We start from the raw sequence: 13,210 nt of genomic DNA on the forward strand, positions 1-13,210 counted from the left end.
CGAACACAGAAGTTAAGCTTCTTAACGCCGAAAGTAGTTGGTGGGAAACTACCCGCGAGGATAGGTAGTTGCCACGCTTAGTGCGATTCCGGTTTAGCTCAGTTGGTAGAGCGTCTGACTGTTAATCAGGATGTCGTCAGTTCGAGTCTGACAACCGGAGTTTTTTTTATGTCAAAAGGAAACGACGACATTCAGATGGAGAATTGTCCGAGTGGCTGAAGGAGCATGATTGGAAATCATGTATACGGGTATTAACCTGTATCAAGGGTTCAAATCCCTTATTCTCCGTAAAGCAGGAAAGAAGAGATCACGAAAGTGGTCTCTTTTTTTGCGTTCCTTCTTTTTTACTTTTTTGAATCACTTTCTGATTTTTTATCCAAACAACAATATGATATACAAAAAGCGTCCATTCAAAATAATTATTGAATGGACGTTTTTTATAATGAATAATATTTACTTCAATGAATCTACGAATTTTTCATACGATTTTTCTTCATGTGTTGATGCAATTGTAGTGTTCTTAAAATTTAATGCGTGCAGATCATCTTCGCTGATTTCGATTTTGTCGGTGAAGGTTGCATTTCCAATTAGGTGGATCTGACTTTCTTCTTTGGTCTTTCCTAATATGATGTGAGTTTTGACCATGCCACCTGGATTGTAAACCTCGATATCTTTATCTTGTTCAAATTGATCTGGATAAAGGAGGGCAAACGCTAAAGTTGTGGCTGACATTCCTGTTCCGCAGGCATTGGTAAAGCCAACACCTCTCTCATATGTTTGTACGAAAAGTTGATTCTTTCCGCGAATTTCAGCAAAACTGACATTTACCCCTTCAGGGAAGTATTCATTTGGTGAATTTAAGTATTTTCCCAATTGACCAAGATCTTTTTCATCGATCTTATCGACGAAACTGATCAAATGTGGATTTGGTACAGCAATTGCTGTAAAAGTTTGATCTGGTAAAAATTCGGGGATTTTTTCATCGATCATTTCTTCCATATTCTTGTAAACAAAAGGTAGATTTTTTGCTTTAAATGAAATAGGTGATATTTCTACTGAGAAAGCCGGTACGTTATTAGCTAGATCCTGAGATTTTTGTACGTCAAGATCAGCTTCTAATGTTTCAACTTTGAAGTTATCTTTGTTAAATTTTTCTGATAAATAGCGACTGACTGTTCGTAGTCCATTGCCACACATCTTTGCTTCGCTACCATCGGCGTTGATAACTCTCATTTGACCGATCGAACTAGCATCTTTAGCATCATTAACTACCAAGACGCCGTCAGCGCCATTTAGAATGTTATTGTCAGGGTCGCAAATTTTTTGACCTAGATTGCTTAATTGTTCATCAGACAATTGTTGCTCTAACTTTGTTTGATCAAGAATAAAGAACTTGTTTTCTGATCCATGTACTTTTAAAAGTTCTACCATATGTTAATCCTCGTCATCTTCATTATTGAAAAAGGTGCTATAAATGTGTCTTACTGCCTTATCAGCATCTTTCATTCTGGTTCCGATCATAATTGATATTCGTGATGCGCCTTGGTTGATCATGTGAATGGCAATGTTGTTCTGAGTGAGTGAATCAATGATTTTACCCATTGTATCGACTGTATGCGCGATTCCTTCTCCAACGACCATGATGATAGCATAATCGTCGATCCATTCCATGTAATCAGGATCTAAAGTCTCTTTAATATCGTTGCACAAATCTTTGATAGTTGTTTGTGATAACTTACTTCTATCAAAAATTATTGTCAAATCATCGATACCGGAAGGCATGTGTTCATAAGAGATGCCATATTTATAAAATATTTTTAAAAGTTGTAAAGTGAAGCCGACTTCTTTATTCAATAAATATCTATGCAAGTATAAAGCCGAAAAACGTTTTGAACTGGCGATACCAGTAATTGGATTGGCGGGATTGAACAAGAATTGTTCTGGTACGATCAAAGTTCCGGGAGCACTAGGATTGTTAGTGTTTTTTACATTTACCGGTACTTGGCCTTGAACGGCCGGAATGATAGCCTCATCTTGAAAGACTGAAAAACCAGCATAAGAAAGTTCTCGCATTTCACGATAAGACATCTTTTGTATTGCGACCGGATGATCGACCACGTGATTATTGGCAACATAAATGGCGTCTACGTCGGTAAAATTCTCATATAGGTCTGCTTTAAAACCACGGCTTAGAATTGCTCCTGTGATGTCTGAGCCACCTCTGGAGAAAGTATAGATCGAACCATCTTCGCTATAACCGAAAAATCCTGGGAAGACGATCCGCTTAGTTCCAAGGTCTAACTTACTAAGATTCAAATAAGTATCTTCAAGGATGTCAGCATTGTTAGGTTCACCTTTAACCATAAAACCGGCTTCTTTAGGGTCAAGAAATTTTGCAGGTATACCTTGTCCATTTAATACAGCGGCTAAAAGAATCGCATTGAGATATTCTCCGTGGGCTTTAAAAGCTGCCATGAGGTGATCATTATCAGAATATTTATCATTTGCTAGTGCGTTCAGTTTCTGAGTGATAATATCGATCGTATCATCCTTTAAATCAAAATAATCACTAATCTCTTGATAACGGACGATGATATTGTCAACGATGTCTTGATAATCTTGCTTATCCATTACGGCATTAGCATATTTGATCAAAAGATCGGTAACCTTAATATCGCCATCGAATCTTTTACCAGGGGCAGAAGTTACGATGACCTTTCTATCAGAATCATCTTTGATAATGTTAATGACCTTATTAAACTGTTCACCAGTGGCGAGCGAGCTGCCACCAAACTTTACTACTTTCACGAAAATCACCTCAAAATTAATTTGAAAAATTAATATGTTTTTAATAAAACTTTAGCAGTTTTACGTATTAAATCAAGCCAATCATTTTAAAAGTTAGAAAATAATGCTAATTTGGTAAAATATACTTGACGAATTATTAGACTTGTTATAATCTTTAAATCAACAAATGAATAGAGGTTGCAACTGACATTAGTACGCAAGGGAGTTCCTGTATGAACTGAGAACTTGTTTAAAGGGGATGTTGCCGAAGCGCTAGGTTGTACAGAATCTAGTGTGCTGGGACGAGTAAACAAGAGGACTCGGACTGTCGTAGCAAAAATGTCGGCTACGGTGCGCTTACGACAATTATGATGCAGAATAAGTTTACGATTCTTGGATCTCCTTGTTTAAGCAGACAAAGGGATCTTTTTTTGTCCCTTTATTTCAAAATGGAAGGTAGATTTGGATATATGATCAGTAGTGAATTGAATTCGAGCAGTCAAGGTCATTTGATTCTTGGAGGAGTCGATGCAGTTGAATTGGCTCATAAGTATGGAACACCTTTAGTAGTTTACGACGTGGAGGAGATTCGCAAGACTATCCAGCAGTTTAAAAACAGTTTTGAAGCTAGTGGATTAAAATATGAGATCAGTTATGCAAGTAAAGCATTTGCTACGATTGCAATGTATCAAGTATTAAAACAAGAAAATCTGCATACAGACGTTGTTTCCGGTGGTGAATTATTCACCGCATTAAAAGCTGGTTTTCCAGCTGAAAAAATCAGTTTTCATGGAAATAATAAATCTAAAGAAGAATTAGAAATGGCTGTCGACAATCATATCGGCGTCGTGATCATAGATAATTTTTTAGAGATCAAATTATTAAAAGAAGTTTTGGAAGAAAAACAAGAGTCGATCAATGTGATGCTACGCTTGACTCCAGGAATTTCAGCTCATACTCATAAATATGATCAAACTGGACAAGTTGATAGTAAGTTTGGATTTGATGTTGAATCAGGACAAGCTGATCAAGCCTTGCAACAAGTCCTAGCGATCCCACAAATGAATTTGATCGGGATCCACGCACACATTGGTTCTCAAATCTTTGGTGTTGAAGGATTTGAACTGCTAGCTAAAAAGATGGTGGAGATCTCCAAGAATTGGCACGACAAATTTAGTTTTACTCCTCAGATCTTAAATTTAGGCGGCGGCTTCGGAATTAGTTATACTGACGAAGACGAACCGATCGGTGCAAACGTCTTTATTGATAAAATTATTTCTACTATTAAAGAACAAACTAATGACAAGGGTTTGCAGCTTCCGGAAATTTGGATCGAACCAGGACGCTCGATCGTGGGTCCAGCTGGATTTAATTTATATACCGTTGGTTCTCGCAAAGACATTCCTGGATTACGGTCTTACGTCAATGTCGACGGAGGGATGGGTGATAACATCCGTCCAGCTCTTTACCAAGCTAAATATGAAGCTGTTGTTGCTAACAAAATGAAGGCAACGATTGAAGAAGAAGATCATATCGCTGGTAAGTATTGTGAATCAGGTGACATCTTGATCGACAAACAAGCTTTGCCAAAGGTTGAGCCGGGGGATGTAATCGCAATGTTAGACACCGGTGCCTATGGTTATTCGATGGCATCAAATTATAATCGCAATCCAAGACCAGCAGTCGTTTTCGTTGAAAATGGCAAAGACAAGCTAGTCGTTAAACGTGAAAGTTATGAAGATTTAGTAAGATTAGACGAAAATTATCTTTAATTTGGAGGAAACAGCATGAGCAAGATGGAAGCACAAGAAATCATCAATTATATAGGTAATGCAAAGAAAATTACCCCAGTCAAAGTTTTTATAAAAGGAGATATTTCTAAATTAAATATCCCTAAAGAAGTTCAAGATTTTTCAACTGATTCATTTGCTGTTTTATTCGGCGATTATCAAGAGATCGAACCACTGTTGAAAGAATCAGCTGTTGAGGATTACCACATTGAAACATCAGCTCAGAATTCCGCCGTTCCATTATTAGACATCAAACATATCAATGCTCGAATTGAACCTGGTGCCATCATCAGAGATCAAGTTGAGATCGGTGACAACGCGGTTGTCATGATGGGGGCAGTTATTAACATCGGTTCTGAAATCGGTAAAGGAACAATGATCGACATGGGAGCAGTCCTAGGTGGCCGTGCCATCGTCGGCGATAATTCCCATATTGGTGCAAATGCAGTCTTGGCTGGGGTGATCGAACCTGCTTCGGCTGATCCAGTTAGAATTGGAAACAACGTTACTATTGGTGCTAACGCAGTTGTACTTGAAGGAGTTCAAGTTGGTGACAATGCTGTCGTTGGTGCTGGAGCCATCGTCACAAAAGACGTCGCAGCTAATGAAGTAGTTGCTGGAGTACCGGCAAAAGTGATCAAAGTTAAAGATCAAAAGACCACCGACAAGACCCACATTGAAGACACATTGAGGAAATTATAATTATGAGTTTATCGAATGAAGAATTGATCACGATTCGTCGTGATCTCCACAAGATCCCCGAATTAGCACTAAATGAATTTAAGACTCACGCATATTTAAAGAATAAAATAGAGCAACTGCCACAAACTCATCTTGAAGTGAAAGAATTTTCAGAATTACCAACAGCCTTGTTTGTGCACATCGAAGGTTCAGATCCGAAAAGAACAATTGGTTATCGAGCAGACATGGACGCTTTACCAGTTACAGAAACTAATGATTTGTATTATCGCTCTGAAAATCCTGGCGTAATGCATGCATGTGGACATGATCTCCACATGACGGTTGCTTTAGGCTTGATCAGCTATTTTGCAGAAAATCAGCCTACTGACAACTTAGTCTTTTTCTTTCAGCCAGCTGAGGAAGCTGAGAGCGGTGGGAAGAAGGCCTACGACCTCAGGTTGTTCTCCGGTAAATATAAACCGGATGAATTTTACGGTTTGCATGATAACGCCGATCTAGGGACAGGCATCATTGGTTGTCGTAACGGAACACTTTTTGCAGGTACTACTGAAGTTAACGTCACGATCCACGGAATGAGCGGCCATGCAGCTTATCCTCACAAAGCTAACGATGCAGTCGTGATCGCAGCTAACTTTATCGAGCAAGTGCAAACTATCATTTCTAGAAGCATTGATCCCGTCAAATGTGGCGTGATCACATTCGGAAAACTCGAAGCTGGGACGATCCGCAATGTCATCGCTGGCAAAGCTAGAATCGAGGGAACTGTCAGAGGCTTAACTCAAGACATGATCGAGTACATTCGTCAAAGGATCCTCGATGTGGCCAAAGGTGTCGAAACATCTTTCAACTGTCACATCGACGTTGAATTTAATCAAGGCGGATATTATCCAGTCGAAAATGATCCAAAATTAACACAGAACTTTATCAACTACATGCAAAAAGCTGACGGAGTGAAATTTCAAGAAACTGAACCAGCTATGACAGGTGAGGATTTTGGATTCTTACTATCAAAATTCCCTGGTACGATGTTCTGGTTAGGAGTAGCCAGTCCTGGAGCTCTACACTCAGTCGACTTTTTGCCCCATGAAGAAGCCATCATTGATGGTGTTAATGCAATTGAAGGATTTCTAAATTATCGTATGAGTATGTAAAGGAGAATATTATGTTTGAAAATGTAGATTTAATGACAGCAATTATTACTCCGTTTAATGACGAAGGAACAGAAATTAATTATGATGCACTAGAGAAGTTGACCAATCACTTATTGGAAACTGGTACCAATGGATTCGTCATTGGTGGAACAACTGGTGAAACGCCAACGCTTTCGGAAGAAGAAAAATTGACTCTCTATAGTCGTTTTGCCCAAATCGTCGATGGACGTGCACCGATTATTGCTGGTGCTGGCAGCAATAATACTCAAGCAACGATTGATTTTGTTGAGAAATTATCTAATATTGATGGTATAGATATGGCTTTAGTCGTCGTACCTTATTACAACAAGCCAAACCAAAGAGGGATGATAGCACACTTTCAAGCTGTTGCCGATGCTTCACCAGTTCCAGTGATCATTTATAATATTCCTGGAAGAACTGGCGTTTTAATGCAAAAGGAAACAGTCGTTGAATTGTCTCACTATCCGAATATTGGTGGTATCAAGCAATGCAATACCATGGAAGATCTGCAATATATCGTTGATAATACGGACGATGATTTTCTTGTATACAGTGGAGAAGATGCTCAAGCCTTATTTGCCAAGACAATTGGTGCTAACGGTGTGATTTCAGTTGCAGCTCATGTCTACGGAGCAAAGATGTCGGAAATGTATGCTAAGTTAGATGCAGGCGATTATCAAGGAGCTGGTGAGCTACAAAGATTTTTGACACCGAAGATGGCAGCCTTGTTCATGTTCCCATCTCCATCACCAGTGAAGGCCGTGTTAAATGACCAAGGCTACAATGTTGGTACTTGTCGAATGCCAATTTTGCCACTGAATGCTGAGGAAAAGCAAAAGCTATATGATGTTTTAGATTTAGAGGAGGCAAAGTCGTGATAAAAGCAATTGTTTCAGGATTTACAGGATCCATGGGTCAAAAAGTTTTAGCCATGATCAACGGGGAGAATGATCTACAATTAGTTGGAGCGTTTAACCCGGTTGTTCAAAGCACTGATCCGAAAGATTTTGGATTGGATGATACAGTGAAGGTCTTTAATGACCTTTCACAAATCGATATCGAAGCTGATATTTGGATCGATTTCAGTATCCCGTCTGCTGTCTTTGAGAATACGAAGTTTGCAATCGAACACGGTATTCGACCAGTGATCGGAACTAGTGGTATGAGTGAAGAACAAATTGCTGAATTAAAATCATTAGCAGATAGCAAAAAAGTTGGTGGCATAATTGCCTCCAACTTTGGAGTTTCCGCAGTTTTAATGATGAAATTTGCACAAACGGCTGCTAAATATTTCGATCATTCTGAGATCATGGAATATCATCATGAGGATAAACTGGATGCACCGTCAGGTACAGCTATGAATACTGCTAAATTGATCTACGATGTTCAAGGTAAAGATCAAGAAAATAATCCTCAAGAATCTGATAAGATCGGTGCCCGTGGTGGCGATTATCATGGTATTAAGATCCATGCAGTTCGTCTACCAGGATTCGTTGCTGATGAAGAAGTAATCTTCGGAGGACCAGGAGAAACACTCACAATTAAACAAAGTACGACCGACCGTGCTTCATTTATGAAGGGGGTTCGGATAGCCATTACAGAAGTCATGAAACGTGATGAACTGATTATTGGCTTAGAAAACATTATTTAATAAGTGGGTGAAGCCAAATGCCAGAATTAGCAAAGAGTTTACAAAATGTTGAGAACAAGTACTTAAAGACCATTGGAAATAATAAGATCAGGCTATTTAATGAGGAGTTTTCTAAATATCCAGGTACGATCAAATTGGTAGTTGGAGAACCAGATTTCAATACTCCTGAACACGTTAAACAAGCTGCAATCAAGAGTATTGAAGAAAATTACTCGCACTATTCGCCACAAAAGGGGTTTGATGGTTTATTGAAAGCAATCAGTAACTATTTAGATTCGCGTTACAATTTGAAATACGATCCTGAATCAGAAATTATTGTAACTGTAGGTGCTACGGAAGCAATTTATGTTTCAGTAGCTTCGATCATCAATACTGGCGATAAAGTGATAATTCCAACACCAGCGTTTTCCTTTTATGCATCAACTGTCAAAGCTTTAGGTGGAATTCCAGTTGAGGTAGATGTATCAGACAATGGTTTTAAATTGAGCAGTGAAAAATTGCAAGAAGTTATCGATGAAGAAGGGGATTCAGTCAAAGCAATTATTTTGAACTTCCCTAGTAATCCGACTGGCGTGGCTTACAATAAATCTGAAATTGAAGAATTGGCTAAAGTAGTCAAAGATAAGAGTATTTTTGTCATTTGTGATGAGATATACAGTGAATTAGTTTATGACGTAAAACACGTTTCATTTGCTAATGTTTTACCTGAACAAACCATTTTGATCAATGGTGTTTCCAAGTCTCATTCGATGACTGGTTATCGGATCGGTTACATTGCTGCACCGAAAGAATTTGTAGCTGAAGCAGATAAACTTCACGCTTTTACTACTACAGCTGCATCGAATCCAGCTCAATTTGGAGCTCAAGAAGCTTTGAAAAACGGGCTTGATGATCCGATCGAAACTAGAAAGGTCTACAAAGAGCGTCGTGACTATTTAGTGAAGGAATTAAATGAAATTGGTTATAAGACCTTGAATCCACAAGGAGCATTTTATGTGTTCCCAAAGATTCCCGAAGAATTCGGTTTAGATTCTGAAAGTTTTGCAAGGAAATTAGCCAAAGATGCTCGGGTCGGAGTGATTCCTGGTAGTATCTTTGGTAAAGGTGGAGATAAGTATTTTAGGATCTCATATGCTGTTCCACTGGATGATTTGAAAGAAGCTGTTAGCCGGATCAAGAAATTTACTGAAGATTTCCAGTCTGAACTAACAAAATAAATATAGGGGTGAAAGTAATGCCAGAGTTATCAAAGAGTGTTGCAAATATTGAGAACAAATTAGTGAAACCAATTGGGGATGACAAGATCTTAATGTTCAATTCCGATATTGCTGGGATTCCCGGCATCGTCAAATTGACTTTAGGTGAGCCAGATTTTAACGTTCCAGATCATGTCAAGGATGCTGCTATCGATAGTATCAAAGATAATCAGTCACACTATACTCCACAAAAGGGTATTCCTGGATTACGTAAGGCTATCAGTAATTATTTGGAAAAAGATTATAATGTCAAATATGATCCAGAAACCGAAGTAATCGTCACTATTGGTGCCACTGAAGCGATTTATACTTCTCTATACACGATCATTAATCCTGGAGACAAGATCTTGATCCCAACACCAGCTTTTTCAATTTATATGGATGACGTCAAGATCCTAGGTGGTCAACCAGTAGAAATCGATACTTCCAATGATGATTTCAAGCTAACGCCTGAGAAATTGCAAGAAGTTTTAGCTAATGAAGGAAATGGCGCTAAAGCTTTGATCATTAACTATCCATGTAATCCAACTGGTGTCGTTTATACGAAAGAAGAGGTTTCTGCCTTGGCAGATGTGATCCGTGATACACCACTACTAGTGATTTCAGATGAAATATACAGTCAATTAGTTTATGGTGAAAAACATACTTCATTTGCTAGCGTTCTACCAGGACAAACGATTTTGATCAATGGTTTATCTAAGTCACATGCGATGACTGGATACCGGATCGGCTATATTGCTGCACCTAAAGCTTTTGTAGATGAGGCTGCTAAGGTTCACTCATTTACCGTCACTTGCCCTTCAAACCCCGCTCAATTTGCTGCACAAGAAGCTCTGGCTAATGGATTAGATGATCCGATCGAAATGCGTAAAGTATACCAAGAACGCCGTGACTATATCGTTAAAGAACTAAACGATTTAGGTTATGAAACTGTTGAACCAGATGGCGCTTTTTACGTTTTCCCTAAGATCCCCGCTGAATTTAATCTTTCATCAGATACATTCTGCCGTCGTCTAGCTAAAGAAGCTCTCGTAGGTGTAGTTCCTGGCGATGCCTTCGGTGATGCCGGCGAAGGATATTTCAGAATTTCATATGCCACTTCAATGGATAACATTAAAGAAGGTATCAAACGTCTCGCTAAATTTACAAAAGCATTAGCTGAATAGTTAAACTAAAAATAATTTTAAATATCAATTAGGAGATAAAATTAATGCCAAAGTTAGACCCAACTGTTAAAAATGTAGTAAATGAAACTCTTGCACCAATGGGAATTTCTCAAATTAGATATTTTGCTCAAAAATTTTCAAAAATTCCTGGCTTGATCAAATTGACTTTAGGCGAACCAGATTTCAATGTTCCTGAGCATGTCAAACAAGCTGCAATCAAAAGTATTGAAGACAATGATTCACATTATTCAGAACAAAGAGGAACACTCAGCTTACGCAAAGCTATTTCTGGATATTTAGACAAGCGTTACGATGTTCATTACGATCCTGAAACAGAAGTTATCGTAACGATCGGTGGGACCGAAGCTATTTTTGTATCTTTGGCAGCTATTATTAATCCTGGAGATAAGGTCATTGTGCCAACCCCAACATTTGCACTTTATCTACCGATTATCAAAGTACTCGGCGGAGTCCCTGTCCAAGTCGATACTACTCCTGATGGTTTCCGCCTAACTGGTAAGAAACTTCAAGAAGTGATCGATCGTGAAGGTGCTGATAAGGTCAAAGCCATGATCTTGAACTTCCCTGGAAATCCTACAGGATTTGAATATAGCAAAGAACAGCTTGAAGAGATCGTGGATGTTATCAAAGATAAGTCAATGTTTATTTTGACTGATGAGATCTATGCCGAATTGACTTATGGTGCTAAACATACATCCATGACTCAATTGCTTCCTGAGAAGACGATTTTAGTGAATGGTTTATCCAAATCACATGCCATGACAGGATACCGGATCGGTTACGTGGCAGCTCCAGCTGACTTTGTCGAAAACGCTGGAAAAATGCACGCTTATACCGTAACCTGCCCATCCAACCCAGCTCAATACGCAGCTGAAGAAGCTTTGACTAACGGTATCGATGATCCTAAGCAAATGCGTGATATTTACAAGGAACGTCGTGATTATATCGTTGATCAATTGAATGATATTGGTTATAAGACATTGATGCCTGAGGGTGCTTTTTACACATTCTCCGAGATACCACAAGAATTTGGCTTAAGTTCGGTTGAATTTGCTGAAAAATTAGCCGAAGAGGGTAAAGTCGGTGTCACACCAGGAGTTGCTTTTGGTGAAGGTGGAGAAGGACACTTCAGAATGTCTTATGCATCATCGATGGAAGACATCAAGGAAGCAATGAAACGCTTAAGAGAATTCACTGAAAAATTAAAATAAGATAATAAATACGAAGGAATGAAAATTATGAGTGAAGGTTTTGAGGTCGCAATTTTAGGTGCCACAGGTGCTGTTGGTACTCGTTTAATTCAACAGTTGGAACAATCAACGATTCCCGTGTCAAAGGTCAGACTTTTGGCATCAAGTCGTTCAGCAGGTAAGACATTACAATTTAAAGGAGAAGACGTAACAGTTGAAGAAGCTAAGCCGGAATCATTTGATGGCGTAGATATTGTCTTAGCTTCTGCTGGTGGTGGCGTTTCAAAGAAATTGTTACCAGAAGCTGTGAAGCGCGGTGCAGTTTGTGTTGATAACACTAGTGCTTTTAGAATGGAACCTGATGTTCCTTTAGTAGTTCCAGAAGTTAACGAAAAAGCTTTGTATGATCACCACGGGATCATCGCAAATCCTAACTGTTCAACTATCCAAATGATGGTAGCTTTGGAACCAATTCGCCGTGAATTTGGTTTGAAACAGATCATCGTTTCAACTTATCAAGCAGCTTCAGGTGCTGGTCAATCAGCATTGAACGAATTGAAACAAGAAGCCCAAGATTTTCTTGATGGTAAGGAAATGAAGGCTGAGATTTTACCTACTAAAGGTGATAAGAAGCATTATCCATTGGCATTTAATTTACTGCCACAAATTGATGTTTTGGAAGGTAATTTATACTCCCATGAAGAATGGAAGATGATCCACGAAACTAAGAAGATTATGTTGGGTGATATGGATTCTCCTGATATCAAGGTAACTGCTACTTGTGTTCGTGTTCCTGTTCCTATTAGTCATGGTGAATCAATTTGGATCGATACTGTTGATCATGATAAGGCTTCGGTTGAGAAGATCCGTGATGCTATTAGTAATTTCCCTGGCGCTGTTTTGGAAGATGATCCTGAACATCAAATTTATCCACAGCCTTTGAATGCTACTGGTAAGCGTGAGACGTTTGTTGGTCGTGTTCGTCCTGATTTGGAGAATGATGGGGCGTTTAATCTTTGGGTTGTTTCTGATAATTTGCTTAAGGGTGCTGCTTGGAATACGGTTCAGATTGCTGAGAGATTGGTTGCTGATGATTTGGTTCGAGTTCCTTAGGTTTTAGTTTTTTTGTTAGATCTGGCTGTTTTGGCTGGGTCTTTTTTTTGTGCGTTGGGTGTGGAGGTAGTTGTTTGGTTGCTACGTTCAATGCCGACTATGGGGCCCGGGGATACAGACGCTGGAACGTGGTGGGCACATTTTGAACCAACCGAGCAAAGGGCGCTCGCTTGTTTCAAAACTGCACCTTCCTCTAAGCTCCTTCGTCGCCAAGAGGAAACAGGTTAAGATAGGTGAGTAAGTTAATTCTTGACGGAGAATTAATTTACTCACCTTTTTTTGATAAGGTGAATGTGAGATGTACGCCGTAAGTGAAATTGGCACTTGATGCCGTAGAGGAAACTGGCCATTTCGCTAAGGTC

The 13,210-nt window shown here is 39.1% G+C and carries 12 protein-coding genes, 2 tRNA genes, 1 rRNA gene and 1 riboswitch; of the genes, 13 read left to right on the forward strand and 2 right to left on the reverse strand.

The annotated features are described in order from the left end of the window. The 3 genes from rrf to EKM78_RS11335 form a co-directional block, all read left to right on the forward strand. Positions 1-77, forward strand: a 5S ribosomal RNA gene (rrf, locus tag EKM78_RS13450); the annotation flags it as partial. 10 nt (positions 78-87) lie between these two features. Beyond that, a tRNA-Asn gene (locus EKM78_RS11330) sits at positions 88-160 on the forward strand. A gap of 37 nt (positions 161-197) precedes the next feature. Beyond that, positions 198-288, forward strand: a tRNA-Ser gene (locus EKM78_RS11335). A 165-nt stretch (positions 289-453) separates the two neighbouring features. Here EKM78_RS11335 and dapF read toward each other — a convergent pair. Next, positions 454-1,431, reverse strand: coding sequence for a diaminopimelate epimerase (gene dapF, locus EKM78_RS11340; protein ID WP_125772343.1), 978 nt, complete (start codon positions 1,429-1,431; stop codon positions 454-456). Between the two features lie 3 nt (positions 1,432-1,434). Then, entirely contained in the window at positions 1,435-2,808 is a 1,374-nt protein-coding gene (locus EKM78_RS11345) for an aspartate kinase (protein ID WP_125772345.1), read from the reverse strand. A 163-nt stretch (positions 2,809-2,971) separates the two neighbouring features. Continuing rightward, positions 2,972-3,153: riboswitch (Lysine riboswitch) on the forward strand. An 83-nt stretch (positions 3,154-3,236) separates the two neighbouring features. On the opposite strand from EKM78_RS11345, the gene lysA reads away from it, so the two are divergent. From lysA to EKM78_RS12850, 10 genes are all read left to right on the forward strand, one after another. After that, positions 3,237-4,559 (forward strand): diaminopimelate decarboxylase, encoded by a 1,323-nt coding sequence (gene lysA, locus EKM78_RS11350; RefSeq protein WP_425453554.1) that lies wholly within the window; start codon positions 3,237-3,239, stop codon positions 4,557-4,559. Between the two features lie 15 nt (positions 4,560-4,574). After that, positions 4,575-5,279: a 2,3,4,5-tetrahydropyridine-2,6-dicarboxylate N-acetyltransferase gene (gene dapD, locus EKM78_RS11355; protein WP_125772349.1), complete on the forward strand. Its 705-nt coding sequence runs from the start codon at positions 4,575-4,577 to the stop codon at positions 5,277-5,279. 2 nt (positions 5,280-5,281) lie between these two features. After that, positions 5,282-6,430 (forward strand): N-acetyldiaminopimelate deacetylase, encoded by a 1,149-nt coding sequence (locus EKM78_RS11360; RefSeq protein ID WP_125772351.1) that lies wholly within the window; start codon positions 5,282-5,284, stop codon positions 6,428-6,430. Between the two features lie 11 nt (positions 6,431-6,441). Then, on the forward strand, positions 6,442-7,329 hold the full coding sequence (gene dapA / locus EKM78_RS11365) for a 4-hydroxy-tetrahydrodipicolinate synthase (RefSeq protein ID WP_125772353.1): 888 nt from the start codon (positions 6,442-6,444) through the stop codon (positions 7,327-7,329). Further along, positions 7,326-8,102, forward strand: coding sequence for a 4-hydroxy-tetrahydrodipicolinate reductase (gene dapB, locus EKM78_RS11370; protein ID WP_125772355.1), 777 nt, complete (start codon positions 7,326-7,328; stop codon positions 8,100-8,102). Before dapA ends, dapB begins: the two co-directional genes overlap by 4 nt. Positions 8,103-8,119: 17 nt before the next feature. Next, positions 8,120-9,319: an aminotransferase class I/II-fold pyridoxal phosphate-dependent enzyme gene (locus tag EKM78_RS11375; RefSeq protein ID WP_125772357.1), complete on the forward strand. Its 1,200-nt coding sequence runs from the start codon at positions 8,120-8,122 to the stop codon at positions 9,317-9,319. A gap of 17 nt (positions 9,320-9,336) precedes the next feature. Then, complete coding sequence (locus tag EKM78_RS11380; protein WP_125772359.1) at positions 9,337-10,524, forward strand: aminotransferase class I/II-fold pyridoxal phosphate-dependent enzyme; 1,188 nt, start codon at positions 9,337-9,339, stop codon at positions 10,522-10,524. A 44-nt stretch (positions 10,525-10,568) separates the two neighbouring features. Beyond that, complete coding sequence (locus tag EKM78_RS11385) at positions 10,569-11,756, forward strand: aminotransferase class I/II-fold pyridoxal phosphate-dependent enzyme (protein ID WP_125772361.1); 1,188 nt, start codon at positions 10,569-10,571, stop codon at positions 11,754-11,756. Between the two features lie 27 nt (positions 11,757-11,783). Further along, positions 11,784-12,848: an aspartate-semialdehyde dehydrogenase gene (locus tag EKM78_RS11390; RefSeq protein WP_125772363.1), complete on the forward strand. Its 1,065-nt coding sequence runs from the start codon at positions 11,784-11,786 to the stop codon at positions 12,846-12,848. Between the two features lie 78 nt (positions 12,849-12,926). After that, complete coding sequence (locus EKM78_RS12850) at positions 12,927-13,076, forward strand: hypothetical protein (protein ID WP_164507331.1); 150 nt, start codon at positions 12,927-12,929, stop codon at positions 13,074-13,076. Positions 13,077-13,210 lie beyond the last annotated feature (134 nt).

It is taken from the genome of Companilactobacillus furfuricola (assembly GCF_003946325.1).
Taxonomy (GTDB): Bacteria; Bacillota; Bacilli; order Lactobacillales; family Lactobacillaceae; genus Companilactobacillus; species Companilactobacillus furfuricola.

Excerpts from the sequence above, each read along its gene's own strand:
- dapF (WP_125772343.1), bottom strand. The coding sequence starts at position 1,431 with ATGGTAGAACTTTTAAAAGTACATGGATCAGAAAACAAGTTCTTTATT.
- lysA (WP_425453554.1), top strand. The coding sequence starts at position 3,237 with ATGGAAGGTAGATTTGGATATATGATCAGTAGTGAATTGAATTCGAGC.
- dapD (WP_125772349.1), top strand. The coding sequence starts at position 4,575 with ATGAGCAAGATGGAAGCACAAGAAATCATCAATTATATAGGTAATGCA.
- EKM78_RS11360 (WP_125772351.1), top strand. The coding sequence starts at position 5,282 with ATGAGTTTATCGAATGAAGAATTGATCACGATTCGTCGTGATCTCCAC.
- dapA (WP_125772353.1), top strand. The coding sequence starts at position 6,442 with ATGTTTGAAAATGTAGATTTAATGACAGCAATTATTACTCCGTTTAAT.
- EKM78_RS11375 (WP_125772357.1), top strand. The coding sequence starts at position 8,120 with ATGCCAGAATTAGCAAAGAGTTTACAAAATGTTGAGAACAAGTACTTA.
- EKM78_RS11380 (WP_125772359.1), top strand. The coding sequence starts at position 9,337 with ATGCCAGAGTTATCAAAGAGTGTTGCAAATATTGAGAACAAATTAGTG.
- EKM78_RS11385 (WP_125772361.1), top strand. The coding sequence starts at position 10,569 with ATGCCAAAGTTAGACCCAACTGTTAAAAATGTAGTAAATGAAACTCTT.
- EKM78_RS11390 (WP_125772363.1), top strand. The coding sequence starts at position 11,784 with ATGAGTGAAGGTTTTGAGGTCGCAATTTTAGGTGCCACAGGTGCTGTT.